The organism is Rhizobium sp. NZLR8 (genome assembly GCF_019685025.1).
GTDB lineage: Bacteria > Pseudomonadota > Alphaproteobacteria > Rhizobiales > Rhizobiaceae > Rhizobium.
The window spans coordinates 336,905-361,478 of the sequence record NZ_JABDVY010000004.1 but is presented as its reverse complement, the minus strand read 5'-3'; the positions used below and the strand labels follow the sequence as shown (position 1 = coordinate 361,478).

The following is a 24,574-nucleotide window of genomic DNA, read 5'->3' as shown; positions in this document are numbered from 1 at the left end:
GGGGCGTATAAACAGGATCGGCAGGCTTGTCCAGCACATCGGCGAATTTTCTTTGGTTAATCGCGAAGATTTTTCGGCATGGCTGCAATGCAGCGCGCAACCCCGACCATCGGAACCGATTTTCGGCAAGGATTATGCGCAGATTCAAAGCGATAAGGCGTTCTTAGCTATCGGACGCGCGGCGCTCTGGTGAAATCAAAGGTCGAGCGTGCCGCTGGCCAGTCGCACCGCCTGGCCGCCGATCCGCGCATTGGAAATCGCCCCGCCGTCGACATCGATATGCAGGTGGATGAAGGATGGCCGACCCATCTCGACGCCCTGCTCGATCATGATCGGGTGATGCCCGTCCGTCAGCCGGTCGAAATGGTGGATGGCACCGGAGAGTGCTGCCGCCGCCGAGCCGGTGGCCGGGTCTTCGACGATCCCCATGCCGCTTGCGAACATGCGCGCATGGAACTTCGCCACGTGGTTGACGCCGCCGCGGCAATACACATAGGCCGAGGCAAGCGCACCGTCGACGAAGGGCACGATCTTTTCCCAGAGCTGCGGATCGAATTCCACCCGCTGCGCGGCTCCGACATCGTGCACCGGGATGAGCAGGAAGGGAACGCCGGCGCTCCAGACCGAGGGCACGTGATTTTCGAAGCCGATCTCGGTCACCTTCAGCGACAGCGCATCGGCCATGCCGAGTTTGTCGAGCGGCATGATGGCCGGCTGCGATTTACGCGGCAGGTCGAATTCCGCAAAACTCGCCTCGCCCTCCCTAAGCCGCACGGCGCAGCGCACCGGCCCGACATTTTCCTCAAGCACCGTAACGAGATCGAGCGTCGCAGCGCCATGCGCCCGCTCGGCCAGCGCCACCGCCGTACCGACCGTCGGATGGCCCGCAAACGGCAGTTCGCGCCCGGGCGTGAATATCCTGAGCTTCGCCGCATAGGCGGGATTGCTCGAAGGCTGCACGAACACCGTTTCGGAGAGATTGATCTCCCGGGTGATCGCCTGCATCGCCTCGTCGCTGAGATCGTCGCCGTCGAAGATCACCGCCAGCGGGTTGCCCGCAAGCTTTCGATCGGTGAACACGTCATAGACGCTGTAGCTTCGCGCCACATCGGCCTCCTTGAATCGGTCATCGCGCCGCCAACCTGCCCGACCAAACGGCCGAGTGCAAGGCGCTAAGTCCGCATGGGTGCAAGGAGCAAAAGCTGCGGCCTGTCCTTCGAGGCTCCGGTCTTTGGCCTGGGTGCCTCAGGATGCGGGGCGTTGGAGGATGCCGCGACCTCTCTCCGACCTCATCTGAGGTGCCCCGCAGTGGCCTCGAAGGACGAGGTCGGCCTCCCGCCTCTTATGCGCCCGCCTTGCCGAAATACCAGCTAATCACCGGTAGCATCGAGATGTTATAAGGATGCGCCGAGGGGTCCGCCGAGCGGATGGCCACCGCACCGGCGATCTCCTTGTCCTCGGCGACCAGCATGTGGGCTTCGATCCGCTTCACCATCTCGTCCGCCGTCATGTCGAAGCGGAAGAGCCGCATGAGCGTTACCGTGCGTCTGGAATAGCTGGCGTAGAGCCCCGGCCCGGCCGCCGCGTCGGCGAGGTCCAGGCCTGTCTCTTCGTGGACTTCGCGGCGCATATTGGCCTCGATGTCGCAACGCCCGTCGACGATGTCCTCCTGTTCCAGCGAGCCGGCGGCGAAATAGACCTGGCCGGGATTGGCGGTGTGGGCGCCCATGCGGATCGCCACCAGCGCGCCGTCGGCGCTTTCGAGCACCGGATAGGCAAAGATATGCAGGCCGCCCTGACGCTGCGGCTGCCGGCGCCACCACATGAAAGCGGAAAAGGGAGTAACGTGGCCCTCGCCCGCAATCCCGTCTTCACTGAACGACAGCCGCTGCTGGAACACCAAGCGCCCATCGAACAGCGCCGGGTTGGCGGCCGTTTCCTTGGCCCAGTTTTCGCGGATCGCTGCCTCCTCGGCGAGGACGAAGGGATGGCTGCCGGGCAGGACGCGCAGATTAACGCCGGCGATCGGGAAAACCGTCGCCTCCGGCGGCCAGCCGGCGAAATCATCGGAAAGGTCGCTCGTCGGAAATTTCATGTTCAAATTCGTTTTCATGTTCGCTTTCAGGGGAGATCCAGTGTCATGACAACGGGGCAATGATCGGACGCTTTCGGCCTGTCCCAGCCGGTGCGCGGGTAACGTTCCACCTCCTGCCCCGGCGGGAAGATGGTGCGGTAGGGTTGGCCGCTGCGGACAATTTCCGGCAGGCGGCCGGCATTGTGGGCGGCGAGATCAGGTGAAAGCCAGAGATAATCGAGCTGGCAGAGCCACTGCTCCTGCGGCCCGCGCGCGTGATAGAGCGTCCAACGGTCGAGGGGCTCGCGGCGGCGCACGACGTTTTCGGCAAAGCCGTCATGGCTGAAAACGTCGAGTGCGCTCTCGGCCTCATCGTGGTGCTCGAAACGATAGCCGGCCCCGCGGCGGCCGATGACATCGACGCGCTCCTGATAATCGTTCATGTCGCCGCAGATGGCGAAGCTCCTCGCGCCGGCTTGATCCGCACCGAAGCGATCCTCGATGATGCGCCGCACAGCGCGCGCCTCGGCGCGGCGGATCGGCATCGTCGATTGCCGCCCGTCCAGCCCGTCGCGCGGATTGCCCATCGACTTGAAATGCACGACATAGAGCGAGAACGGCCGACCACCGATCAGAAGATCGAGTTCCAGGCAGTCGCGTTTGAAGATCTTGTCGTCGACGCGGTTGGTAAGCGCCAGCTCCTCGTCGAAGAGATCGAGATCGCGATAGGTCGTCATCGCATGGCTTCTTATACCCCTGAGCTCGATCTTCTGGCCGTCGCGCGTTTCCTCGCGCATCAGCACGGCGACATCGATGCCGCGGCTGTCATTACCCTCCACCAGATATTTCTGCCGGTAGCCGTTTCCGACCATGCGGAAGAGATAACCATATTCGAAGGCTTGAAGGGCGGCCATATTATCGATTTCCTGCAGGCAGAGGATATCGGCATCCGCATCGGCGATCGCCAGCGCCGTCATCTGCCTGGTGTCGTCGGTGGCGGCGATCACCCGCGCCTGCTCAAGCTGCTGATAGACACCCTCGCTCGACACCTCGAAAAGCTTGATGACGCGGTCCTGGCGTAGCTGGTTGCGAAAGCCGGTGAAATCGAAACGGGTCAGGAGATTTTCGACATTGAAGGTGGCGAGGCGAAGCGACATGGCAGGAGTCCGGTTGCGAGCAGTACCTTAACCGGCAATCGCCGCAGGAAAAGGTGGCGCGGCCAAGAAAGTTGCGGACAAATGCCCTCTGCGCCTAGATATGGCTGGGCGGGCTTGAGGTGGCGGAGTCGTGAGGTTGGCTCGGCGCGCTATTGGAACTGCTCGATGAGCTCCCGTTGCTCGAACTGCCATGTAATTCACTTGGCTTAAACGTTCGGGTTTTCCATTCGCCATCCCGTTTCTGCGACTGTAAAGATGGGCATCCCTGAAGCACGCTCGCGGCACTCAAAAGAACCGCCGAAAGCACGAAAACGGATCGAATACGCCTTACTTGAACTGGAATGCGAGTATGGTCCCTCAATAAACTGATTATCGCGGGGGTTTTGCTTAGTCCATTGCGTTCGTAATAACTTAGCCGTTTGCTTTACATCATGGATGGCTAGATCGAATTCGGAAGAGATATTCAATTTTTTGGCGATTCGTAAGAAGATAACCGCGATTTTCAATCTTATATTGCCGATCTTCAACTGGCTCACCGTAAAAGTCGAGACTTCCTCCATCAAGCCGCCACCCGGCGCGGATGACGACGCGCACCGCTTCACCGGGCAAGACAGCCACGCGGCTGAAAGCGCGCAGCGTCTGGCCGTTGCCGAGCGTGAGTTTGACGGCATAGCGCTCGCCTTCGAACAGCACGGTTTCGACAACTGCCGGAGCCCCCTCGCCGCCGATGATCACATCCTCCGGCCGCACCAGGATATCGGCGCCATCGGTATTGGCCGCCTGCAGTGCATCCTGCAGCTCGTCCCACTCCAGATGGCGTTCGCTTCCCATGACCGGCAGCGTAAGGACGGCCCCTCGCCCGATCAGCCCTCCGACAACATGCCCCTCCGGCCGTGCGTAGATCTCGGCCGGCGGCGCCACCTGCAGCAGGCGGCCTTCGGACATCACGGCGACGTCGGTTGCCAGCGCCATCGCCTCGCTCTGGTCGTGGGTGACGTAGATCATTGTCGCGCCGGAGCGCTGGTGAAACTCGCGAAAAGTCTCCTCCATCTCCTGTTTCAGATGCTGGTCGAGATTGGCGAAGAGACCGTTTGATGATCCTCGCTTGGAATTAATTGAAAGCGTAAGCTAACGCGAGCGCTTCACGCAGGCGTGAACGCCCGGCCATTGCCATCGAGCCGCTTTGCGGTACGTCAATCATTTTTCGATGAAGGAGGAGTTTCAATGGAATATCGTTCGCTCGGCCGTTCCGGCCTGAAGATCTCCACATTGACCATCGGCACAATGACCTTCGGCGGCGTCGGATGGGCGAAGACCGTCGGTGACCTCGGCGTCTCGGAGGCGCGCAAGATGATCGATATGTGCATCGATGCCGGCATCAACCTGATCGACACCGCCAATGCTTATTCCAATGGTGAATGCGAAAACATCATCGGCGATGTGCTCTCCGGCAAACGGCCGCAAGGCGTGCTGCTGGCCACCAAGGCCCGTTTCGGCATGGGTGACGGCCCGAACGATCAGGGCCTGTCGCGCTACCACCTGATCAGGGAATGCGAAGCGAGCCTCAAACGCCTGAAGACCGATGTCATCGACCTCTACCAGGTGCATGAATGGGACGGCCAGACGCCGCTCGAAGAGACGATGGAAGCCCTCGACACCCTGATCAAGCAGGGCAAGGTGCGTTACGTCGGCTGCTCGAACTATTCCGGCTGGCACATCATGAAGGCGCTTGGCATTGCCAACGAGCACCGCTACCAGCGCTTCGTCAGCCAGCAGATCCATTATACGCTGGAAGCCCGCGACGCCGAATACGAGTTGCTGCCGATCGCAATCGACCAGGGCCTCGGCGTGCTGGTCTGGAGCCCGCTTGCCGGCGGCCTGCTTTCCGGCAAGCATCGCCGCAACCAGGCTGCTCCCGAAGGCACGCGCCAGTTCGCCGGCTGGACCGAACCGCCGATCCGCGACGAAAACCGCCTCTGGAATATCGTCGAGACGCTGGTCGCGATCGGCGAGGAACGTGGCGTCTCAGCCGCCCAGGTGGCGCTCGCATGGCTGATCGGCCGCAAGGCAGTGACCTCGGTCATCATCGGCGGCCGCACCGACGCCCAGTTCCGCGACAACATCGCCGCCGCCGAACTGACGCTCACGGGCGAGGAGCGCAAGCGCCTCGACGCCGTCAGCCTGCCGCCGGTGATCTATCCCTATTGGCATCAGCTGAACACGGTCAGCGACAGGCTCGGTGAAGCCGATCTCGAGCTTTTCGGCCCGCATCTTCAGCGATAGGCGATCATGACGGCGCCGTGGTCGACCGCGTCGGCTACGGCAAGAGCGAAACGGCGAACGAAGGCTGGACGACGATCTTCTGATTGGCGCTGGCTGGCTGCTCCCCCTTCTCCCCACCGGGAGAAGGGGGCCCGAAGGGTCGGATGAGGGGGCCACACGGCGGGCCTTTGCTTGCCTTCGCTTGCGCTCGGCGCATTCGCGGCGTTCGCCGCTCACCCCCTCATCTGCCTGCCGGCATCTTCTCCCCAGCTCGCGCGCACGCCACGCCCACCCTCGCCGCAACCTGCAGCGATCAGCCGCCGATCTCGGCCGCAATCAGCGCGCCCAGGCGACCGATGCCGTCCTCGATCATCTGCTCGTTGGCGCACGAGAAGCTGACGCGGAAGGTGTTGGCGCCCGAACCATCGGCGAAGAAGGCCTTGCCGGGCACGAAGGCGACCTTGGCGGTTTCGAGCGATTTCGCCAACAGCTTGGCGCCGTCCATGCCTTCCTGCAGTGTGATCCAGATGAACATGCCGCCTTCCGGCTTTGTCCAGCTGGTGCCCTTGGGCATATATTTCTCGAGCGCCGCCAGCATGCAGTCGCGGCGACGGCTGTAGGTGGCCTTGATCTTGGCGACCTGGGCATCGAAGCCGCGCTCGGCGACATCGGCAATTGCCATCTGGTTGATCGTCGAAGAATGCAGGTCGGCCGCCTGCTTCATCAGCACCAGCTTGCGGATGACGGGGGCATTTGCGACGACGAAGCCGACGCGAAGGCCGGGCGCCAGCGTCTTCGAGAAGCTGCCGCAATAGATCGTGCGCGTATCGTTGATATGCCCCTTCTCGGCGATCTCCAGCGCCAGGATCGGCGGGATCGGGTCGCCGTCGTAACGCAACGACTGATAGGCGGCGTCTTCGATGACGGCGATCTCAAGTTCTTCGGCCAGCGCCAAAACCTTCCGGCGGCCATCGAGATCGACCGTTTCGCCGGTCGGGTTGGAGAAGTCGGCGGAGAGATAGGCGAACTTCACCTTCCCGCCGGCTGCCGCTGCGGCCGCGCGGTAGGAGTCCGGCGTTCGGTTGCCGTTCGGCGTTAGCTGGTCGTAGGCCGGCTCATAGGCGTTGAAGGCCTGCAGCGCGCCAAGATAGGTCGGCCATGTCACCAGCGCGGTATCGTTCGGCGACAGGAACAACTTGCCGAGATAATCGAGGCCCTGCTGCGAGCCGGAGACGATGAAGACATTGTCGAGTTCGCAGGGAATGCCGAGATCGGCCATCTGCCGGACCAGCCATTCGCGCAGCGGCTTGTAGCCTTCGCTGACCGAATATTGCAGCGCCGAATTGACGGCAGCGCCAGCGAAAATATCGGCATAGGCCTGCTTGAACTCCTGATCGGGAAACAACGCCGGATCCGGAATGCCGCCAGCAAAGGAAATGATGTCAGGTCGGTCGAGAAGCTTCAAAAGCTCGCGGATCTCGGATGCGCGCATGCGCGACGAGCGCGACGCAAACATGGTGTCCCAGTTCAGCATGGGGTTTCCTCGTATTTTCTATTCCCTGCAACAGACCATGCCGGGGAATTTATGTCAACAATGCTGACCTATTTTCTTGTCATGGTGACATGTTGGAATCTTATATTCAAAAGCCTTTGATGTTCGGGAATTCACTTGATGTAGCCGCCATCCGATGTCGAAGGCATCGGTTGCGAATTTGCTGCTCGACGTCAGCCACATCAAACGGTTATTCCTCTGATCAAAGTCGAAACCGGCTGATTCAGACCCTTTCAAGACCTACTCGGCGGCGGTAGTGTCGCCACTATTCAATTTACTCTCAAGGTGCCAGAAATGACCGTGACGTCAGCCTCCCCTGAAATCAAAATCGAACTCCACAAGTCTCCCGTCTCGGACGCCGATCGCATCCAGGCACTCGAGACTCCCGGTTTCGGCAAGCTCTTCACGGATCATATGGTCCTGGCACGATGGACTGCCGAAGATGGCTGGCACGATGCAAAGGTTACGCCGAGGCGGCCCCTGGAGCTCGATCCTGCGAGCGCCGTGCTGCACTATGCTCAGGAAATCTTCGAGGGCATGAAAGCCTACAAGGCGGATGATGGCCGGATTCTGCTCTTTCGGCCTGAAGAGAACGCACGCCGCTTCGCGCAGTCGGCGACCCGCATGGCGATGCCTCCTGTGCCCGAAGAACTCTTCCTGAAGGCGGTCGAAGAACTGGTCCGCGTTGACAAGGCCTGGATTCCGTCCGGCGACGCCAGCCTGTACCTTCGCCCCTTCATGTTCGCCAACGAGGCGTTTCTCGGCGTTCGTCCGGCTCAGGAATATGTCTTCTGCATCATCGCCTCTCCGGTCGGCGCCTACTTCAAGGGCGGCGCAAAGGCGGTTTCCCTATGGGTCGAGACCGAATACACACGTGCAGCCGCCGGCGGCACCGGCGCTGCAAAATGCGGCGGAAACTACGCAGCCAGCCTCGTGGCGCAAGCCGAGGCGACCAAAAAGGGTTGCGATCAGGTGGTCTTCCTGGACGCCGCAGAGCATCGCTGGGTCGAAGAACTCGGCGGCATGAACGTCTTCTTCGTGATGAACGATGGATCAGTGGTGACCCCGCCCCTTGGCGGCACGATCCTGCCGGGCATCACCCGGGCTTCCGTGATCGTGCTCGCCGAAGAAAAGGGCTTGCGCGTCGAGCAGCGCCCCTACTCGTTCGCGGAATGGCAAGACGACGCTGCCAGTGGCAGGCTCGTCGAAGCGTTCGCTTGCGGCACTGCCGCCGTCCTGGCGGGCATCGGCCTGGTTCGACATGCCGGCGGCGAGTTTCTGGTCGGAGACGGACAGACCGGCAAGTTGACCAGCGAACTGCGCCAACAACTCGTCAGTCTGCAAAAGGGCGTAACGAACGATGCGCACGGCTGGACGCGCTTGATCCCGACCTGAACTTCGGACGTTCCACGCGAACGGCGGCGTCAACACCGACAGGGTAGGCGCCGCTGTCCGTCGCCCGCCATCGACAGCTTCATCGCCTATACCGCGAGATGCATGGTGGTGCCCCTCGACACGACGCTTGCCCACCGTGCCGCGGAGATATCGGCAGCCCTCAAACTTGCCACCGCTGATGCGATCATTTACGCGACGGCCGAGCACCATGATGCAGATATTCTGACCTGCGACGTCCATTTCAAGGATTTCGAGCGGGTCGTCTCCATCGATAAAAAAGACTGACCTTGATGTGACCCAAGTGTTCGACGGCGGCGCTCAACGCTTCTATGATAAAGTGGGAAATGGTAATCTGGCATCGGGGACGCCGACACCGGCATGGACGGGCGGCACTGAATTCAATGGCGAAAATGACGATCTCCCTTCCGGATGATCTGGCCGAATACGTCGCACGCCGTGTTGCAAGCGGCAGATACAGCAGTGCCGGCGCATTTCTGGCGGAACTCGTCCTGAAGGATCAAAACCACCGCAAGCTCGATGACGAAGAACTGCGCGAGATTCTGAGGCTGGCTGAGGAAAGCGGCATCAGCGACCGGCGCATTGCCGATATTCTGCTGGAAACGAAGGCGAAGCTGCGTGACCACCTATAGGCTGACCCGAACCGCAGACGCCGTGTTGTCGGGCATCGACGAATATGCCAGCCTGCATTTCGGCGAGGCGCAGGCGGATGCCTATCTTCTCGATTGGGACAGAATTTTCGTGCTTCTTTCGCGCGTGCCCTCCATGGGAGACGAGTGCGACGAACTCGGCGCCGGCCTTCGGCGCCTCCTCCACATGCGCCATGTCGCCTTCTACCGCGAGATACCGGAAGGCATCCTGGTCATCGACATTATCGGCGCCGACCGGCTTCCCGAGAGACACCTTCAATCCAACCGACGCCCCCGAACGGCCGACCCGCATGCCTCGTGACACGACCTCCGCCTTTTACGAGAAAAACGCCGAGACATACGCCGACCGGGCACGCAGCCTGCCGAGGCAGCAGCTCGATGCCTTCCTCGCCGGTATTGCACCGGGTGGCGCAATCCTCGAACTCGGCTGCGGCGGCGGGCAGGACAGCGCCTACATGCTGTCGCAGGGTTTCGAGGTGACACCGACGGATGGCTCCGCCGAGCTTGCCAGACAGGCGGAAGTGCGGATCGGCAGGCCGGTCAAGGTCATGCTGTTCCAGGAGCTCGACGCCGACAGCGCCTTCGACGGCGTCTGGGCACATGCGAGCCTTCTCCACGTCCCGAGGGCTGAACTGCCCGATGTCTTCGCCCGCATCCGCCGCGCCCTGAAAATCGGCGGCTTCCTCCACGCAAGCTTCAAGGCGGGAGAAGCGGAAGGCCATGACGGCTTCGGGCGTTATTACAACTATCCGTCCGCCGAATGGCTGTCGGAATTGCTGAAAAAAGCCGGCTGGTACAACATCGCCATCGAGGAAAGCGACGGCCGCGGCTATGACGGCAAGCCGACCCGCTGGCTGACGGTGAGCGCAGAACGATAAAGGCCGAAGCTTTCACCCCGGCCTTAAACTGCAGCAGCTTGATTCATATCGCCCAAAGCGCGGAATTACCTCTCGAAAGCATGTCACCCCGTCCTGGCCGGTCAGTTGGCAACAGGATCGCCGCGAAGGGTTTGAGCGGTCATGGGCTGCCGGCGCACAAGCAAATAGAGCGCAACCATATGGGTGATCATCAGCAGCGGTACATAGACGATCACGACCACATAGGCTGCGCCTAGCTGCCCCGCCAAGACAGGCAGACCGGACTGGGCGCCGTGGTAATAGTCGATGACGAGATCACCGGCGCCCGCGAGATTGAAGGCAATGACGAGCAGCCAGAACAGTGGGCGGATGCGGAACGAGATCAGCGCCAGCATGGCCAGCAGCCCGGCAGCAAGGTCGCCATAGGCGGCCGTGACGGCAAAGCCGGACGGCAGATCGGGACCGACGAAGCCGGGAAGGATGAAGACGAGGCCGAAGAAGCGGAAGCTATGGAGCGTTGCGACCGCCCGTTGCGCCCCGGCGCGGTCCATCGACTTGAGCCGGGGCAGGACATAGACGCCGATGCAAAGCAGCCAGGCGACGTAGCCGAGCAGCAGGTGAAGCTGGAAGATGGCGGCCGGGGACATTTTGCCTCCTGTCTGGCTGCTGGTTTCCAGCGCAATATACGGCCGCTTACACCGGGCGACTATTCGGGATAATATGGACGGGGCATGAAGCAGAACTTCACAGTCAGGCAGGGCGCGCTCGACGGGGTGGAGGCGTTCCTCAGCGTTGCCCAGCACCGCAGCTTTCGCCGGGCGGCGGCGGAACTCGGCGTCACTCCCTCGGCGATCAGCCAGGCCGTGCGCACGCTGGAGGCGCGGATCGGCGCAGCCCTGTTCATCCGAACGACGCGCAGCGTCGGGCTGACGGAAGCCGGCGAGCGTTTCCTTTCGCGTGCAAAACCGGCCTTCGAAGAACTCGTCGCCGCAAGCGCCGTCGCGCATGAGCTTGGACGACGACCGGCCGGACGGCTGCGCCTCTCGGTGCCGCGCGCCGTTGTCCCGGTCCTGCTCGAGCCGCTGATTGCGTCCTTTTCCCAAGCCTATCCCGAGATTGAAGTGGAGATCGCCGCCAGCGAGAAACTGGTCGATCTCGCCGTCGAAGGCTTTGATGCAGGGATACGAATGGGCCAGTTCATCGATGCCGACATGATCGCGGTTCGGCTGACGCCGCCGTTTCGGTTCATCATCGTCGGGAGCCCGATCTATTTCTCCAACCGGGATCTACCAGCGTGCCTGGACGACCTGCGTCACCATGCATGCCTCAGAATACGCCGCTCCAATGGCGCGCTCGCGCCGTGGTCGCTCGACGACAAGGGCCGCGCCATCGAGATCGCCGTCGCCGGGCCGCTTATCACTCACGACTTCCCGACCATGCTCGGCGCAGCCATCGAGGGGATGGGCCTTGCCCAGGTGCCGGAGCCGATCGCCGTCGAACAGATCAGGGCGGGAAAGCTCATCGAGGTGCTGGCATCATTCGCGCCGACGGCGCCGGGCGTATTTCTCTATTATCCCAGCCATCGGCAAATGACGCCGAAACTGCGCGCCTTCATCGATCACATGAAGAACCGTCCGGATGCGGCCGGCAAGACTCGCATTCGGGGCAACGGTGACAAGCCAGTAAAATGATTCCCGGTCGGCTTGAAATCATCGAGCACGAGCATCGCAAGTTCCACGATCTCAGGTGGCGAGCCGCCTTTGCCCTCGATCTCAACAATCCAATATCGTTGCCCGGTCCTTGTGATCCCAGCCCGCTCTCCCACGGCGATGCGGCCAATGCGGCTGGCGCCACCGACGTCGATGCATCGATCGAAAATCAACGAGCCGTCGATCGATAGGCCGAGGGCTTTGCCAACATGTGAACGGCCATCAGGTCGTGGACGCGCCGACGGATACCTGCGCACAATGTAGCGGTTTTTGGGAGACGACATGCCCAAAACAAAAAAACAAGCGCGCCGCACGAACCAAGGCCCGTGCGACGCACCCTTGAAACCGCTTAGTTGACCGACTTATCGACCAGCTTGTTCTTGCCGATCCAGGGCATCATGCCGCGCAGCTTGGCGCCGACTTCCTCGATCTGGTGGCTGTCGTTCAGGCGGCGGATGCCCTTGAAGCGCGAGCCGCCGGCGCGGTATTCCTGCATCCAATCGGAAGTGAACTTGCCGGTCTGGATGTCGTTGAGGACGCGCTTCATCTCGGCCTTGGTCTCGGCGGTGATGATACGCGGACCGGAGACGTATTCGCCCCACTCGGCCGTGTTCGAGATCGAGTAGTTCATGTTGGCGATGCCACCTTCATAGATCAGGTCGACGATCAGCTTCACTTCGTGCAGGCACTCGAAGTAGGCCATCTCAGGCGCGTAACCGGCTTCGGTGAGCGTTTCGAAACCAGCGCGGATGAGCTCGACGAGACCGCCGCACAGAACGACCTGCTCGCCGAAGAGGTCGGTTTCACACTCTTCGCGGAAGTTGGTTTCGATGATGCCCGAACGGCCGCCGCCAACGCCGCAGGCGTAGGAGAGCGCCAGTTCAAGCGCATTGCCGGAAGCATTCTGATGAACGGCAACGAGGCAGGGAACGCCGCCGCCCTTCTGGTATTCACCGCGAACCGTATGGCCCGGGCCCTTCGGCGCGATCATGACGACGTCGACCGAAGCCTTCGGCTCGATCAGGCCGAAATGCACGTTGAGGCCATGAGCAAAGGCGATCGCAGCGCCGTCGCGGATATTCGGCGCGATCTCCGCCTTGTAGATGTCGGCCTGCAGCTCGTCGGGGGTTGCCATCATCATCAGATCGGCCCAGCCGGCGGCTTCGGAAACCGTCATGACCTTGAAGCCGTCGGCTTCGGCCTTCTTGATGGTCGGCGAGCCGGCCTTGAGCGCGATGACGAGGTTCTGGGCGCCGCTGTCCTTGAGGTTCAGCGCATGGGCACGGCCCTGCGAACCGTATCCGATAACGGCGACCTTCTTGGCCTTGATGAGGTTGAGATCGGCATCACGATCGTAATAGACGCGCATTTGAATTTCCTTCCCTTTGCTTGTCTTGTTGACTGTCATTAAAGCGAAATCAGCCGAGAACCGGCATCTCCGCCAGAACCTTGTCCGTGCCATGGAGCCTGAGGAAGGCGGTGACCGCCCTCTCCGCCTGGCGTGCGGTATCCTTGAGGCCCGGTTCACCGAGCAGCATGCGCACATGCAAGTCGGAAACGACAAGGCCGTAAAGCGTGTGATAGGCCTCATCGGCATCGGAAAACCGCAGGAGCCCTGCCCTCTTTCCGGCATCGATCAGCGCCATGGCTCGGCGGTCGATCTGGCGGCGGCCGCGCTCGAGCAGCAGCCTGCCGAGCTTCGAGCCGTCGCGGTTCGACTGGCCGATCGCCAGCCGGTTCAGCGCCAGCGAGACGTCGCCCGCAAGCACCTCCAGCAGATCGCGCGCGAAAATCACCACATGATCGTGCAGGCTCGCCGCCGTTAGCCGCTCACCATTGCGCTCGAAGGTGCGCACCTTGCTCGCCTGATAGGCAATCATCGCCGACAGCAGCCCATCGCGATCGCCGAACCACTTGTAGAGGCTTTCCTTCGAGCAATTGGCAGCACGTGCGACACCAGACGTCGTCAGCGCCTTCTCGCCGCCATCGACGAGCAACCGCAGCGCCTGTTCCAGAACGGCGTTCTGGCGCGGCGAAAATTCGCTCGGCTCTGCGGTATCGACTGACACGGTCATGGCTCCCATATACGTACCGTACGGTACGGTTCTTGAGGTTTATGCGACAAACCGATCAGGCCGTCAAGAAGCCCGGATAGATTTTTTTAGTACGGGAAACCGCGCTGAAACACCAGAATTGGATAGGCACCGCCGCTCAGCGATCGCATAATGCCGCACTACGCGATTTTCCCGGAGGCTTCGATGTCACGTCTGTCTGCAGCTGTTTTCCTGCTCGTAGGAATTTTCCTTGGCGGCTCAGACACTCTCGCCCAGTCCGACAGCGACGTCTATAACCGCATCGAGGAACTGCACGGCGATGCCGCAGGATTTGACCGGCCGCTGCGCCAACTCGTTCTGGCCATGCGCTCGGGCGACGCCGAAACCATCGCCGGCCTTGCCGAATACCCGCTGACGGTCAAGGCGAATGGCGAGAGCTATGATGTGGAGAATGCCGAGGATTTCATCGACAATTTCGACGATCTGGTCACACCGGAAACGCGCAGCGCCGTCGGACGCCAGCAATATCAGGATCTCTTCGTCAACAGCGACGGCGTCATGCTCTCGGACGGCGCGATCTGGATGGGCGCAATTTGCGAGGACAATGGCTGCGAGGCAAGTCATTGGGCGATTATCGCGATCAACAACTGAAATCAGGCAACAAGGAAAGCCATGAAATACCGGATAGCCGCCGCGGTCATGACCGTAGCTCTTGTGGTCGCAACCAATACGCAGGCCGCCGAGACCCGTTGCGGCTGGATCGAGAACCCGACCCCCGCCAACTGGTGGCTCGAGGATGCCGACAACACCTGGACGATCATGACACAGGGTGACGATGCCGGCGAACTGGAAGGCATGGAGCTGATCCGCGACATCTCTGAGCACGATTATGTCAGAACCAATGGCAATTACGGCTATGCCTGCGCCTGCTTGAGCGTCGAGACGGATGGCAAGGAACGCATCACGAAAATCCTCTCCTTCCGCCAGCTTGCGCTCGCCAAATGCCGTGCCGACAAGGCGCTGAAATTTCCTGGCTGATCCGCGAAGAGGCGCAGCCTATGACCTCGTAGCGCAGCCAGCCGGGATCAACAGAGGCTCTGCCGTCATCGTCTTATCGATCGCGTAAAGCTTTGCGAAACCGGCATCCGCGATCAACGTCAGGCCCGCCGGCATGAAGGTGCCGACATAGCGGTCGGGAACATCGCCATTAGCGACAAGAATAAAATCGAAACGTCTGCGCCAGTCCGAAAGATAGGGCGTAAAGTCTCCATACTCCCGCATCATTGCGGGACATGAAAGCACGCCGATCGACAGCAGATTGCCTTCAGGGACCGCGATCTCAGACCACGGCGGTAGAACGGATAACGGCTGCTTGCCTTTTGCCGTGAAGACCGTCGGCACGAAAGCATGGGAGAAGGGAACGGCGAGCGTCGGCAGGTGCCGGAAAGTATCCAGCCCCCAGGCAAAATACCGATTGGAGTGGGCAAGACCGACCACTGTCGTGGGTTCATGCCCCAGAGGCAGCACAGCCGCACCGGCCGGCACATTTTTCAGCACACGCTCGACAGCACCGACATCCTTCTGTGCCAACCACCAGTTCCACCCGACCCAGGCTGTACGGCCGAAGACCGCAAGATTGACCACGAGCGCCAGCAACAGGGCCTGCCGGCGCGTGAGATTGGCAAAGGGGCACACCATCGCCATGGCGACGAGCGCCGTCATAATCGGAAAGCGCCAGCTGATCCATCCGGTGCCGAGCATGTGGCGTGGCGAAACACAGGAGAAAAGCAGTAGGCCGAAGGCGGCGACGGCAAGACCTGCATGCACGCGGATGTCGCCCGCCCGTGCGGCACGCGTGCAAATGAGGATCAGCGGCAAAATCAGCACGACATCCACCAGCGGGACGTAGGTGACGATGGCCGACAGCAGATTGATGGCGATAAGGGCGACGCCGTCGTTCCAGACAATACCAAGTCCATCACCACCGGCATTGGGCAAAGCTGCCGTATGGAGATAGAGCGCGAGCGGCGGCAGGATGCAGGTCCCGAGCGCCAGCGCCAACCGGCCGGCAAGCCTGACGACGCCCGCCTTCAATCGCAGTATGTCGAAGCGCCAGGAAAATTCGAGGCCGCAGACGATCGCCATGTAGAAGCCGAGCGAGAAGATATGCATTGCCGTCAGCAGCAATGCCGCGGCAAGCCGCCAGGCAAACAGCAGGCCGGGATTTCGGCCCTGCAGCCGTAAATCGACGCAGGCGAAGAACAAGGCCATACCAAGGCCGATCTGGAAGTTGATGAAGCCGCCGATCATCGTCGAGCACCAGCCAAGCGACATTATTGCGATCTGCCAATAGTGCCGGCCGCCGAAAAGGGCGCGATGCAAGGCGATCGCGCCAAGCGGCGGCAGCACGATCGCCAGGAAAAGCAAGGCCCGCGCCAGCCTGTCGGCGCCAACAACCGGCCCCAGCCAGGTGGCAAGAAGATCGATGCCGACATTGGTAAAGGTGCGGTTCCAATCGACCGCGTAGATTTCAGGAAACGGCTGCTCGCTGATCCCGCCGGAAAGGAGCCAGATGCGGGCGTAGTGATTGGCGTAGTCGAGCACTGGCGGAAAGGGAAAAAGCACGACCAGGATCGCGGCAAGTGCGACGAAAGCGACGATCGCAGTAGTCGACTCCTGCGGGGCGGTGCATTCCCCAGGCTCGGCTGCCGCCATGGGAGACCTCGCAATCCGGTCCATCAACCGATCCGACTGTTCTTCTGCGACCGCAGCTCACCGGATGCGAGGGCTGCATCCAGCGCGGCGCGCTTATCGCCGGCGTTCATCTCCGAAAAAGTGGTGGGCAGTTCGGCCGGTTCGCCGCCGCGCAGGATTGTTTCGATCATGAACATCGGCCGCTTCTTGCTCTCCTGTACGAGACGCCCGAGATACTCGCCGATGATGCCGATACAGATCAGTTGGATGGCGCTGAAGGCGCTGACCGCAGCCATGATCGACGACCAGCCAGTGACCGTCTCGCCCTGCAGCCAGCGAACGAAGGTGAAGACGAGCAGCGCCATCGCGACGCCGGCGCTGATCATGCCGAGCCATGTCGCTATACGCAGCGGCGTCGTTGAAAAGCTGGTGATCGCATCGAGTGCAAAATTGATCATCTTGCGCAGCGGATATTTCGTCGTGCCGGCAAAACGGGCGTCGCGCTCATAGGGAAGCGCCACCTGCCTGCCGCCGATCCAGCTGACCATGCCACGAATGAAACGATCGCGCTCCGGCATCGCCAGCAAAATATCGACGACGCGTCGGCGCATCAGCCGGAAATCGCCGGTATCGCGCGGGATGGTCACGGAAGCGAGCTTGGAAAGCGCGCGATAGAAAAGCGAAGCGGACACGAGTTTGAACCAACTTTCGCCTTCGCGGCGCGTGCGCTGGCCGTAAACGACATCGGCGCCGCGCTCCATGATTGGCATCATCATCAAAAGCAGCTCGGGCGGGTCCTGCAGATCGGCGTCGATCAAAAGAACGCGCTCGCCCCGCGACGCCGAAAGCCCTGCCGTCGCCGCCAGCTGATGGCCGTGATTGCGCAGCAGACGAACGCCGAGCACCTGCGGCACATCAGCCGCCAGATGTGAAATAATCTTCCAGGTGTCGTCGGACGAGCCGTCATCGACGAGAATCAGTTCGAAGGCATCGCCGGCGACGCTCTGAGCAGCAGCGGCGGCGCGGCGGCAGAACTCGCGCAGTCCCTCTTCCTCGTTATGACAAGGCGCGACGATGGAAAGGAGTGGTGCTTGCGTCATGCGGACAGCGGTGCCTGCTCGATGTTCGGCGCCAGACTAGCCACGAAACGTCAAACATCCTTTAATGCCGTGCCTTGGCGCGTCGCGCGCGCCGGCGCGCTATTCCGCCGCCATGATCTCGCGCCCGCCGTCGACGTCGCGGGCCGGCGAGGCGCCGTAAAGGCGGCTGTATTCGCGGCTGAACTGCGACGGGCTCTGATAGCCGACGCGGTGGCCGGCCGTGCCGGCATCGAGACGCTCGACGAACATCAGACGGCGTGCTTCATGCAAGCGGAGCTGCTTCTGATACTGCACCGGCGTCATCGCCGTGACCGACTTGAAATGGTGATGGAAGGACGACACGCTCATGCTGACGCGGTCGGCAAGATCCTCGATGCGCAGCGGCCGTGCAAAATTCTCCTTCAGCCAGGCGACGGCGCGCGAGATCCTGTTGCTGTGGCTGTCAGCCGTGGCGATGTTGATCAGCCGCGCGCCATCCGGCCCGGTCAGCACCCGGTAGAGAATTTCCTGCTCGATCAGCGGCGCCATGGCAGGAATGTCGCCCGGACGATCGAGCAAGCGCAGCAGGCGGACGGCAGCATCCAAAAGCTCCGGCGGCGCGACGTTCACCACCATGCCGCGCTGCCCATCGGTATGGGCGGCAGGGCGGGGAATATCGATGCGGCTGAGCAACTCCAGCAGCTTTTCGGAATCGATTGCCAGCGCCAGGCAGAGATGCGGAACCTCAAGGCTCGCCTCCGTGACACGCCAGGCGACCGGCAGGTCGAGCGAGGTCAGCAGATAGTCCCCAGTCCCGTAGCTGATCAGTTCCGTGCCGAGGCGCAGCCTCTTGGCCCCCTGCAGGACAAAGCCAAAACAGGGCCCGTAGCTGCTGTGCAGCGGATCGCTGGGCTTGGAGCAACGGCTGAGGTGAAGATTGCCGATATCAGTCGAGAATGCGCCGTCACCCGGCGTGAAGCGCAGCGCGATGTCGACGATTTCCTGATAGGGGCTGAAAGGCAATGTCATGCGGCAACTCTTTCTGTCTGACGCCAATTGGGCAGCTTTTATGTAAGTAGCTCCGGCACTTCCCAAATAGGCCGCTCCCGGCATTTTTGCAGGATCGTGCAAAAAGCTGAGAGGATCACTCTACCTCCGTCGCGCAGTTCCGGGCAATAGTCCGCCATCCCGATCAACCCCTACCTCCAAAATCGAAAAGGAAGGTTCCCATGCCTATTGCAAAAGGCTACGCCGCGACCGACGCCTCCAAGCCGCTAACTCCCTTCACCTTCGAGCGCCGTGAGCCGAACGATGACGACGTCGTCATCTCGGTGCAATATTGCGGCGTCTGCCATTCCGACATTCATCAGGCCCGCAACGAATGGGGCAACTCCAGATACCCGATGGTGCCCGGCCACGAGGTTGCCGGCGTCGTTTCCGCCGTCGGCTCCAAGGTCACCCAGTTCAAGGTCGGCGACCGCGTCGGTGTGGGCTGCTTCGTCAATTCCTGCGTCGGCTGCGCCACGCGCGACCTGGATTACGAGCACTTCATGCCGGGTCTGGTCCAGACCTATAACGACGTCGAAGCCGACGGCGCGACCCCGACCTTTGGCGGTTATTCCGATTCTATCGTCGTCAAGGAAGGCTATGTGCTGCGCTTTCCCGACAATATCCCGCTCGATGCAGGCGCTCCCCTGCTTTGCGCCGGCATCACGCTCTACTCACCGCTCGCCCACTGGAAGGCCGGCCCCGGCATGAAGGTCGCGATCGTCGGCATGGGCGGCCTTGGCCATATGGGCGTGAAGATCGGCGCGGCCATGGGCGCCGACATCACCGTACTCTCGCAGTCGCTGTCGAAAAAGGAAGACGGCCTGAAGCTCGGCGCCAAGGACTATTACGCAACGAGCGATGCAGAAACCTTCACCAAGCTGGCCGGCACCTTCGACCTGATCATCAACACGGTCGGCACGGTGATCGACTGGAACGCCTATCTCAGCCTCCTGAAGCCCGATGGCACGATGGTACTGGTCGGCGTTCCCGAGCATCCGGTTCCGGTCCATGCCTTCTCGGTCATCGGCGGGCGCAAGAGCCTCGCCGGTTCCATGATCGGCTCGATCAAGGAAACCCAAGAAATGCTCGACTTCTGCGGCAAGCACAACATCGTCTCGGAGATCGAGAAGATCAACATAGAGCAGGTCAACGAAGCCTATGAACGCGTCCTGAAGAGCGACGTCCGCTACCGCTTCGTCATCGACATCGCCTCGCTGGCGGCTTGAGGAAACGAGAGGCGGCTCCTTTGGGAGCCGCCTCGTCGATAGCGAGCGGCATCCTCAGCCGCCCTCATGCCGAGGTGCGATCCGCAGGATCCCCTCGAAGCACCCCCGCAAACGCCGCTCCGTGGCTCGCCAGAGCGCCCGCCCCGTGCTTCGAGGCTCCGGCCTTCGGCCTGCGCACCTCAGCATGAGGCTCTCTTGGACTTTTGGGCTCTCAGGCAAGCTCAACCGTCTCGCGACACGCTCTCGGCACGGCCCAGCAAACGCAGCAGATATTCGACGGGGTTGAATGGATCAGGCCCCGAGCGCCGGCGCAGGCGTGGCGGCCCGGCCATAGGGTTATAGTGTTCGAAAGCGGTTTCCATCGTCCCTGCCCCGCTCGTCAGGCCCGGCAATTGCTGCTGGACGCTTTGAACCATCTGAGACGCCAGAGTGCCTTCGAGCCGCGCCACGCCATCGGCGATCACCGAATCCGACGTCGCCGCAGCGGATTTCGCCAGCAAAGTGAGCACGCTGCTCAGGCTCTCGACAGGCGCTTCCAAGTGAAAGCGGTTGAAAGGCTCGCAGACGACCGTTTGCGCAGCCGAGAGCGCCGTTGCCAGCACCCAGGGCGTCAATTGCCGGAAATCGGCGGCGGTGCTTGCGGGCGAACTGTGCCGCGCCGCCGTCATCGCCACATGACAATCGATGACCTGCCAGCCGAAAATGCCCTGTTTCAGCGTCTCGAACACGGTTTCCTCGACCGCCCGGTAAAAGGCAACGGGCATCTGCCCGACCTCCACCTCCAGCGCGAAGCTGTTGCCTGCGCCGGCAGGACGCGGCTCGACGCGCAGGCCGATGGTGGCGAGAAACGGATTCGGCTCCTTGAAGAGGATCTGCAGGCCGGCCCCGGTGCCGGCGGGTCTCTCGACCAAGATGGGCGTACTTTCCTCGAAACCCGCATCGAGGCCGAAATCCGTCAGCAGCGTCGATTGGATAACCTCCTTCTGCACCTCGCCATAGAGCGACACGAAGACTTCATTCGTCTCCTCGGTCCTGCGCAGATTGATCAGCGGATCCTGCTCGGCCATCTGGTTCAGTGCCAGCCAAAGTGCCGCGCTGTCCGAGGGCCGCCGGGCAAGCACGCGAGTTTCGAGCGTCGGCGGAGCGAAGTACGCCCGCCCGCCCGAGGCCGGATCGCTGCCCACCGCATCGCCGATCCGGGCGCCGGCAAGGCCGCCGACGCGGGCGATCTGGCCGGCGCAGAAGCGCGCGGCGCCATGGCTGCGGCCGGCCTCGAACACATGGATTGCGGTCACCCGATCCTCGCCCCTGGGCAGATCCAGATATTGCCGCAGCCGCACGGTGCCCGAAGTCAGGTAGAGATAGGCGAGCTTTTCGCCGCCCCAGCCGCGCTCGATCTTGAAGATCTTGCCGGCGACCGGCCCGTCCGGATCAAGCCGCCGCCCGGGCAACAGCGTCGCGATGGCCGAGCTTAGCGCCGGCAGGCCGGCGCCGGTCATGGCCGCTCCTGCGAAGACGGGATTCACCAGGCCCCTTGCCACCTGATCGGCCAGGCTGCGCCTGAGCCTTTCCGTGGTCAGTCGTTCGGGGGCGAGCACATAGTCATCGAGCAGCGCCTGGTCGTTCTCGCCGAGCGCCTCGCAGAGCGCCGAAAAAAGCGGCTCGTCTCCCGGCGCCAGAGCCTCCACCCGGGCAAGCTTGCTGCCGGCGTCGATGACGGAAGACATGGCGATGGGACGCACCGCCAGTTGCGCGGCAAGCGCTTCCATCACGTCCGGATACCGCGCGCCGAGGCGATCGACCTTGTTGATGAAGAAGACGAAGGGCACGCCAAGTCGCCGCAGCGCCCGCACCAGCACACGCGTCTGCGCCTGCACGCCCTCGACCGCCGAAACGACGACGACCGCGGCATCCAGTAACCCAAGCACCCGCTCGACCTCGGCGATGAAATCGGGGTGGCCGGGTGTGTCGATCAGATTGACGGTCCTGTCGCCGATCGTAAACGACACCACCGCGGCCCTGATCGTAATGCCGCGTTGCCGTTCGAGTTCGAGCGTGTCCGTCTGTGTATTGCCTGTATCGACGCTGCCGAGCTTGTCGATGACCCCGGCGTCAAAAAGCAGTCTTTCGGTAAGACTAGTCTTGCCCGCATCCACATGGGCGAGGATGCCCAGATTCAAAGTGCGCATGAACCACCAACTTCTCAGAATTTCGGATGTGATTTTCGTGAGAAGTGAGTCGGCGCATTGGAACCTCTATTCGCTGATCGCGACGGCTGGATGCGGAGCGCCCGGTGGTTGGGCGACGCGGGTGGAATGCTAAGGGCGCGTGGGCAGATGTGTCAAGCCTGGGTGTATCCCTGCGCGTGGCGCGGCGCCAAGCACACCAATCAGCCCTCATGGTGAGGGGGCCCAGAGGGCCGTCTCGAACCACGAGGGCGGGTGACTCTGCGGGAGCGTGCTGCGGGCCGAATCGCTGGTGACGCGCCGGTGGCCGGCCCCGTCCTTCGAGGCCCCTCCGGGGCACCTCAGATGAGGCCGAAGAGAGGGCGCATTCCGAGATGCACTTTAGGCAATCCGCAGGATCGCCATACACACCGCCGAGTCCTACCCCTCCTCCCGCATCGTCTCCCGCTGCGTAATCAGCCGGGCGCTGTGCTGGCCGCTGAGATAGATCCATAGCCAGCTCCAGGCGACGGAGAAGCGCGAGCGGGTGCCGATCAGGAAGTAGATGTGGGCAAGGCCCCAGATCCACCAGGCGATCCAGCCCTTCAGCTTGATGCGGCCGAAATCGATAATCGCCGCACTCTGGCCGATCGTCGCCAGGCTGCCCTGATGCCGGTAGCGGAAGGATGCGGGCGCCGGCTTGCCGGACAGGCGGGCGCGGATGACCTTGGCGACGTAGCCGCCCTGCTGCTTGGCCGCCGGTGCGATGCCCGGCACCGGCTTGCCATCCTCGCGCATGACCGATGCCGTGTCGCCGATGACGAAGACATCGGACAGACCCGGTGCGCTCAAGTCCTTTTCGACGACGACGCGCCCTGCCCGGTCGGCGGCAACGCCGAGCCAGCGTGCCGCCGGCGAGGCGGTGACGCCGGCTGCCCAGACGATCGTCCGGCTGGCGACGAAGGTATCGCCGATCTTCACGCCGTCGGCGCTGCACTCGGTCACCGGCCTGCCGAGATGGATCTCGACGCCGAGTTTCTCCAGCACCGTCTGGGCATAGGCCGAAAGCTCCTCGGCGAAGCTCGACAGCACCCGCGGGCCGGCCTCGACCAGCACGACGCGGGTCTTGCGCGTATCGATGTTGCGGAATTCCTTCGGCAGCGTGAAATGCGCAAGCTCGGCGATGATGCCGGCAAGCTCGACGCCAGTCGGCCCGGCACCGACGATGGTGAAGGTCAGAAGCGCGTCGCGCACGGCAGGATCGCTCTCCATCTCAGCCTTCTCGAAGGCGAGCAGCACGCGCCGGCGGATCGTCGTCGCATCCTCGAGCGTCTTCAGGCCCGGCGCCACTGGCTCCCATTCGTCACGGCCGAAATAGGCATGCGTCGCCCCGGTCGCCAGCACCAGCGTATCGTAACCCAGAGTCATGCCGTTGCGGAGGGACACCGTCCTGGCGCCGCTATCGACACCGGTGACCTCGCCGAGCAACACCTTCACATCGGGCCGGTCGGCATAGAGGCGGCGGATCGGCCAGGCGATCTCCGAGGTGGAGAGAATGGTCGTCGCCACCTGGTAGAGCAGCGGTTGGAAGAGATGGTGATTTCGCCGGTCGACGAGCGTGATCCTGACGCCGGCACCTTTCAACCCGTTGACGAGCTGCAGCCCGCCGAAACCGCCGCCGACAACGACGACATGATGGTCGCTCATGACATACCCCTTTGCGCCATTTTGCACAAAGCCAATGTGGCCCTCGGCGCAATGGTTGCAACCGCCGTTTCGGCATGTCTCCCCTGCGCCGATCGCAGTCGATGGCGCTGAGATTATCGGCTACTCCTGCAATGATCCCGGCGAAGTTCCGGCGCGGAAAGCCAGTCGGGTTTTAGTTGCCCGGAGCGAGCTTCGGCTGGGTGCAAGGCAGACATGCCATGCGAACGGGTCGCAGGACGGTCGTCGGGCCTGCAACCAGTTCACAAGCGGCATATGCGTCGTACCAATCAATAGGCACCGACGCACTGGCGACGGGGTCCGTGATAGGGCTGGAAGGTATTGTCGAACGCCCTGTACGAACGATAGCGCGCATAACACCAACTCTCGTGGCTGCTTCCCCCTCCATAATAGGCTGATGATGCATAGTTCTGATATGGCCGGCCGTAATAGCCGTAGTAGGGCCGGCGGTAGCCGTATGGCGAGCCGTAATAGCCGTAGGGCGACCCGTAGTACGAGCCGTAATAGGGCTGTGACAAGGCGCCGCCAATGATGGTGCCGACAGCGAGACCACCCAAGGCCCAGCCCCAGCCCGCTCCACTATGGTGGTGCCCCCCGTAATACCCGCCTCCGTAATGGCCGCCACCCCCGTAATGGCCGCCACCCCCGTGGCCGCCATGGCCACGCCATTGCACCTGCTCTATCTGCTGCTGTGCTTCGATCCTGGGTGGGTTGATAGCCGGAAACGCCTGAGCCGGCGTGATGCCCGGCACACCTATGATCAAGCATAACGCGGCGACGCTTAGCTTTCTCATGACTGTTCTCCTCTGCTCCTCCAAGTGGAGGAGACATCTTCCCCTCCTCCTGAACCAAAGGTGAACGCAATATGTCGAAAAATGTTCCGTCTGGAGACAAATTAATCGCTATC

Annotated in this window: 22 protein-coding genes and 2 pseudogenes; 10 read left to right on the top strand and 14 right to left on the bottom strand. The window is 62.2% G+C overall.

The genetic code is table 11. From position 1 onward, the window contains the following. Positions 1–195: 195 nt before the first annotated feature. From HJB89_RS12205 to HJB89_RS12190, 4 genes and pseudogenes are all read right to left on the bottom strand, one after another. Positions 196–1,107: a PhzF family phenazine biosynthesis protein gene (locus HJB89_RS12205; protein WP_207581029.1), complete on the bottom strand. Its 912-nt coding sequence runs from the start codon at positions 1,105–1,107 to the stop codon at positions 196–198. Positions 1,108–1,342: 235 nt separating this feature from the next. Then, positions 1,343–2,113 carry an NUDIX hydrolase gene (locus tag HJB89_RS12200; protein WP_221149937.1) on the bottom strand — a complete coding sequence of 257 codons (771 nt, stop codon included), beginning with the start codon at positions 2,111–2,113 and terminating at the stop codon, positions 1,343–1,345. 8 nt (positions 2,114–2,121) lie between these two features. Next, on the bottom strand, positions 2,122–3,231 hold the full coding sequence (locus HJB89_RS12195; protein WP_207581031.1) for an endonuclease/exonuclease/phosphatase family protein: 1,110 nt from the start codon (positions 3,229–3,231) through the stop codon (positions 2,122–2,124). A 561-nt stretch (positions 3,232–3,792) separates the two neighbouring features. After that, positions 3,793–4,311, bottom strand: a pseudogene (locus HJB89_RS12190) (TOBE domain-containing protein); the annotation flags it as partial. 144 nt (positions 4,312–4,455) lie between these two features. On the opposite strand from HJB89_RS12190, the gene HJB89_RS12185 reads away from it, so the two are divergent. After that, on the top strand, positions 4,456–5,514 hold the full coding sequence (locus HJB89_RS12185) for an aldo/keto reductase (RefSeq protein WP_221149936.1): 1,059 nt from the start codon (positions 4,456–4,458) through the stop codon (positions 5,512–5,514). Between the two features lie 292 nt (positions 5,515–5,806). Here the strand turns inward: HJB89_RS12185 and HJB89_RS12180 are convergent, their stop codons facing one another. After that, complete coding sequence (locus HJB89_RS12180) at positions 5,807–7,027, bottom strand: PLP-dependent aminotransferase family protein (protein ID WP_221115734.1); 1,221 nt, start codon at positions 7,025–7,027, stop codon at positions 5,807–5,809. A gap of 312 nt (positions 7,028–7,339) precedes the next feature. Here HJB89_RS12180 and HJB89_RS12175 point away from each other — a divergent pair, with 312 nt between their 5' ends. The 5 genes and pseudogenes from HJB89_RS12175 (at position 7,340) to HJB89_RS12155 (ending at position 9,986) form a co-directional block, all read left to right on the top strand. Then, the gene (locus HJB89_RS12175; protein ID WP_221115735.1) at positions 7,340–8,440 is read left to right on the top strand and encodes a branched-chain amino acid aminotransferase; all 1,101 of its coding nucleotides are present in this window, start codon (positions 7,340–7,342) and stop codon (positions 8,438–8,440) included. A 66-nt stretch (positions 8,441–8,506) separates the two neighbouring features. Next, positions 8,507–8,725: pseudogene (locus HJB89_RS12170) on the top strand (PIN domain-containing protein); the annotation flags it as partial. Positions 8,726–8,841: 116 nt separating this feature from the next. Then, the gene (locus HJB89_RS12165) at positions 8,842–9,090 is read left to right on the top strand and encodes a type II toxin-antitoxin system ParD family antitoxin (RefSeq protein WP_221115737.1); all 249 of its coding nucleotides are present in this window, start codon (positions 8,842–8,844) and stop codon (positions 9,088–9,090) included. Further along, positions 9,077–9,409 carry a type II toxin-antitoxin system RelE/ParE family toxin gene (locus tag HJB89_RS12160; RefSeq protein WP_207581037.1) on the top strand — a complete coding sequence of 111 codons (333 nt, stop codon included), beginning with the start codon at positions 9,077–9,079 and terminating at the stop codon, positions 9,407–9,409. Before HJB89_RS12165 ends, HJB89_RS12160 begins: the two co-directional genes overlap by 14 nt. Next, positions 9,399–9,986, top strand: a complete 588-nt coding sequence (locus HJB89_RS12155) for a class I SAM-dependent methyltransferase (protein ID WP_221149934.1) — start codon at positions 9,399–9,401, stop codon at positions 9,984–9,986. Before HJB89_RS12160 ends, HJB89_RS12155 begins: the two co-directional genes overlap by 11 nt. A 101-nt stretch (positions 9,987–10,087) precedes the next feature. On the opposite strand, the gene HJB89_RS12150 is transcribed toward HJB89_RS12155, so the two are convergent. Continuing rightward, on the bottom strand, positions 10,088–10,612 hold the full coding sequence (locus tag HJB89_RS12150) for a hypothetical protein (RefSeq protein ID WP_221149932.1): 525 nt from the start codon (positions 10,610–10,612) through the stop codon (positions 10,088–10,090). A gap of 84 nt (positions 10,613–10,696) precedes the next feature. Between HJB89_RS12150 and HJB89_RS12145 the strand changes: the two genes are divergently transcribed. Continuing rightward, positions 10,697–11,656 (top strand): LysR family transcriptional regulator, encoded by a 960-nt coding sequence (locus tag HJB89_RS12145; RefSeq protein ID WP_221149931.1) that lies wholly within the window; start codon positions 10,697–10,699, stop codon positions 11,654–11,656. A 367-nt stretch (positions 11,657–12,023) separates the two neighbouring features. Here HJB89_RS12145 and ilvC read toward each other — a convergent pair whose 3' ends face one another. Then, a complete protein-coding gene (gene ilvC / locus HJB89_RS12140) occupies positions 12,024–13,043 on the bottom strand; it encodes a ketol-acid reductoisomerase (protein WP_207581039.1) in 1,020 nt (339 codons plus the stop codon). Between the two features lie 49 nt (positions 13,044–13,092). Further along, on the bottom strand, positions 13,093–13,758 hold the full coding sequence (locus HJB89_RS12135; RefSeq protein ID WP_207581040.1) for a TetR/AcrR family transcriptional regulator: 666 nt from the start codon (positions 13,756–13,758) through the stop codon (positions 13,093–13,095). 141 nt (positions 13,759–13,899) lie between these two features. On the opposite strand from HJB89_RS12135, the gene HJB89_RS12130 reads away from it, so the two are divergent. Beyond that, positions 13,900–14,379, top strand: a complete 480-nt coding sequence (locus HJB89_RS12130) for a hypothetical protein (RefSeq protein ID WP_221149929.1) — start codon at positions 13,900–13,902, stop codon at positions 14,377–14,379. A gap of 21 nt (positions 14,380–14,400) precedes the next feature. After that, complete coding sequence (locus tag HJB89_RS12125; RefSeq protein WP_221149927.1) at positions 14,401–14,766, top strand: DUF4087 domain-containing protein; 366 nt, start codon at positions 14,401–14,403, stop codon at positions 14,764–14,766. 18 nt (positions 14,767–14,784) lie between these two features. On the opposite strand, the gene HJB89_RS12120 is transcribed toward HJB89_RS12125, so the two are convergent. The 3 genes from HJB89_RS12120 to HJB89_RS12110 form a co-directional block, all read right to left on the bottom strand. Beyond that, positions 14,785–16,467: a hypothetical protein gene (locus tag HJB89_RS12120; RefSeq protein WP_221149926.1), complete on the bottom strand. Its 1,683-nt coding sequence runs from the start codon at positions 16,465–16,467 to the stop codon at positions 14,785–14,787. Continuing rightward, positions 16,467–17,522: a glycosyltransferase family 2 protein gene (locus tag HJB89_RS12115; RefSeq protein WP_221149925.1), complete on the bottom strand. Its 1,056-nt coding sequence runs from the start codon at positions 17,520–17,522 to the stop codon at positions 16,467–16,469. Before HJB89_RS12115 ends, HJB89_RS12120 begins: the two co-directional genes overlap by 1 nt. A gap of 99 nt (positions 17,523–17,621) precedes the next feature. After that, positions 17,622–18,530, bottom strand: coding sequence for an AraC family transcriptional regulator (locus HJB89_RS12110; RefSeq protein WP_207581044.1), 909 nt, complete (start codon positions 18,528–18,530; stop codon positions 17,622–17,624). Between the two features lie 200 nt (positions 18,531–18,730). On the opposite strand from HJB89_RS12110, the gene HJB89_RS12105 reads away from it, so the two are divergent. After that, complete coding sequence (locus HJB89_RS12105) at positions 18,731–19,777, top strand: NAD(P)-dependent alcohol dehydrogenase (protein WP_207581045.1); 1,047 nt, start codon at positions 18,731–18,733, stop codon at positions 19,775–19,777. A gap of 221 nt (positions 19,778–19,998) precedes the next feature. Here HJB89_RS12105 and HJB89_RS12100 read toward each other — a convergent pair whose 3' ends face one another. The 3 genes from HJB89_RS12100 to HJB89_RS12090 all read right to left on the bottom strand — a co-directional run bounded on the left by HJB89_RS12100 (position 19,999) and on the right by HJB89_RS12090 (position 24,461). After that, positions 19,999–21,966 carry a translation factor GTPase family protein gene (locus HJB89_RS12100; protein ID WP_207581046.1) on the bottom strand — a complete coding sequence of 656 codons (1,968 nt, stop codon included), beginning with the start codon at positions 21,964–21,966 and terminating at the stop codon, positions 19,999–20,001. Between the two features lie 417 nt (positions 21,967–22,383). Then, positions 22,384–23,649 carry an NAD(P)/FAD-dependent oxidoreductase gene (locus HJB89_RS12095; RefSeq protein WP_221115744.1) on the bottom strand — a complete coding sequence of 422 codons (1,266 nt, stop codon included), beginning with the start codon at positions 23,647–23,649 and terminating at the stop codon, positions 22,384–22,386. Positions 23,650–23,936: 287 nt separating this feature from the next. Continuing rightward, complete coding sequence (locus HJB89_RS12090; protein ID WP_207581048.1) at positions 23,937–24,461, bottom strand: BA14K family protein; 525 nt, start codon at positions 24,459–24,461, stop codon at positions 23,937–23,939. Positions 24,462–24,574: the final 113 nt, after the last annotated feature.

Excerpts from the sequence above, each read along its gene's own strand:
- HJB89_RS12115 (WP_221149925.1), bottom strand. The coding sequence starts at position 17,522 with ATGACGCAAGCACCACTCCTTTCCATCGTCGCGCCTTGTCATAACGAG.
- HJB89_RS12120 (WP_221149926.1), bottom strand. The coding sequence starts at position 16,467 with ATGGACCGGATTGCGAGGTCTCCCATGGCGGCAGCCGAGCCTGGGGAA.
- HJB89_RS12175 (WP_221115735.1), top strand. The coding sequence starts at position 7,340 with ATGACCGTGACGTCAGCCTCCCCTGAAATCAAAATCGAACTCCACAAG.
- HJB89_RS12145 (WP_221149931.1), top strand. The coding sequence starts at position 10,697 with ATGAAGCAGAACTTCACAGTCAGGCAGGGCGCGCTCGACGGGGTGGAG.
- HJB89_RS12110 (WP_207581044.1), bottom strand. The coding sequence starts at position 18,530 with ATGACATTGCCTTTCAGCCCCTATCAGGAAATCGTCGACATCGCGCTG.
- HJB89_RS12125 (WP_221149927.1), top strand. The coding sequence starts at position 14,401 with ATGAAATACCGGATAGCCGCCGCGGTCATGACCGTAGCTCTTGTGGTC.
- HJB89_RS12100 (WP_207581046.1), bottom strand. The coding sequence starts at position 21,966 with ATGCGCACTTTGAATCTGGGCATCCTCGCCCATGTGGATGCGGGCAAG.
- HJB89_RS12090 (WP_207581048.1), bottom strand. The coding sequence starts at position 24,461 with ATGAGAAAGCTAAGCGTCGCCGCGTTATGCTTGATCATAGGTGTGCCG.
- HJB89_RS12130 (WP_221149929.1), top strand. The coding sequence starts at position 13,900 with ATGCCGCACTACGCGATTTTCCCGGAGGCTTCGATGTCACGTCTGTCT.
- HJB89_RS12105 (WP_207581045.1), top strand. The coding sequence starts at position 18,731 with ATGCCTATTGCAAAAGGCTACGCCGCGACCGACGCCTCCAAGCCGCTA.
- HJB89_RS12165 (WP_221115737.1), top strand. The coding sequence starts at position 8,842 with ATGGCGAAAATGACGATCTCCCTTCCGGATGATCTGGCCGAATACGTC.
- HJB89_RS12185 (WP_221149936.1), top strand. The coding sequence starts at position 4,456 with ATGGAATATCGTTCGCTCGGCCGTTCCGGCCTGAAGATCTCCACATTG.
- HJB89_RS12095 (WP_221115744.1), bottom strand. The coding sequence starts at position 23,649 with ATGAGCGACCATCATGTCGTCGTTGTCGGCGGCGGTTTCGGCGGGCTG.
- HJB89_RS12150 (WP_221149932.1), bottom strand. The coding sequence starts at position 10,612 with ATGTCCCCGGCCGCCATCTTCCAGCTTCACCTGCTGCTCGGCTACGTC.
- HJB89_RS12200 (WP_221149937.1), bottom strand. The coding sequence starts at position 2,113 with ATGAAAACGAATTTGAACATGAAATTTCCGACGAGCGACCTTTCCGAT.
- ilvC (WP_207581039.1), bottom strand. The coding sequence starts at position 13,043 with ATGCGCGTCTATTACGATCGTGATGCCGATCTCAACCTCATCAAGGCC.
- HJB89_RS12180 (WP_221115734.1), bottom strand. The coding sequence starts at position 7,027 with ATGCTGAACTGGGACACCATGTTTGCGTCGCGCTCGTCGCGCATGCGC.
- HJB89_RS12155 (WP_221149934.1), top strand. The coding sequence starts at position 9,399 with ATGCCTCGTGACACGACCTCCGCCTTTTACGAGAAAAACGCCGAGACA.
- HJB89_RS12135 (WP_207581040.1), bottom strand. The coding sequence starts at position 13,758 with ATGGGAGCCATGACCGTGTCAGTCGATACCGCAGAGCCGAGCGAATTT.
- HJB89_RS12195 (WP_207581031.1), bottom strand. The coding sequence starts at position 3,231 with ATGTCGCTTCGCCTCGCCACCTTCAATGTCGAAAATCTCCTGACCCGT.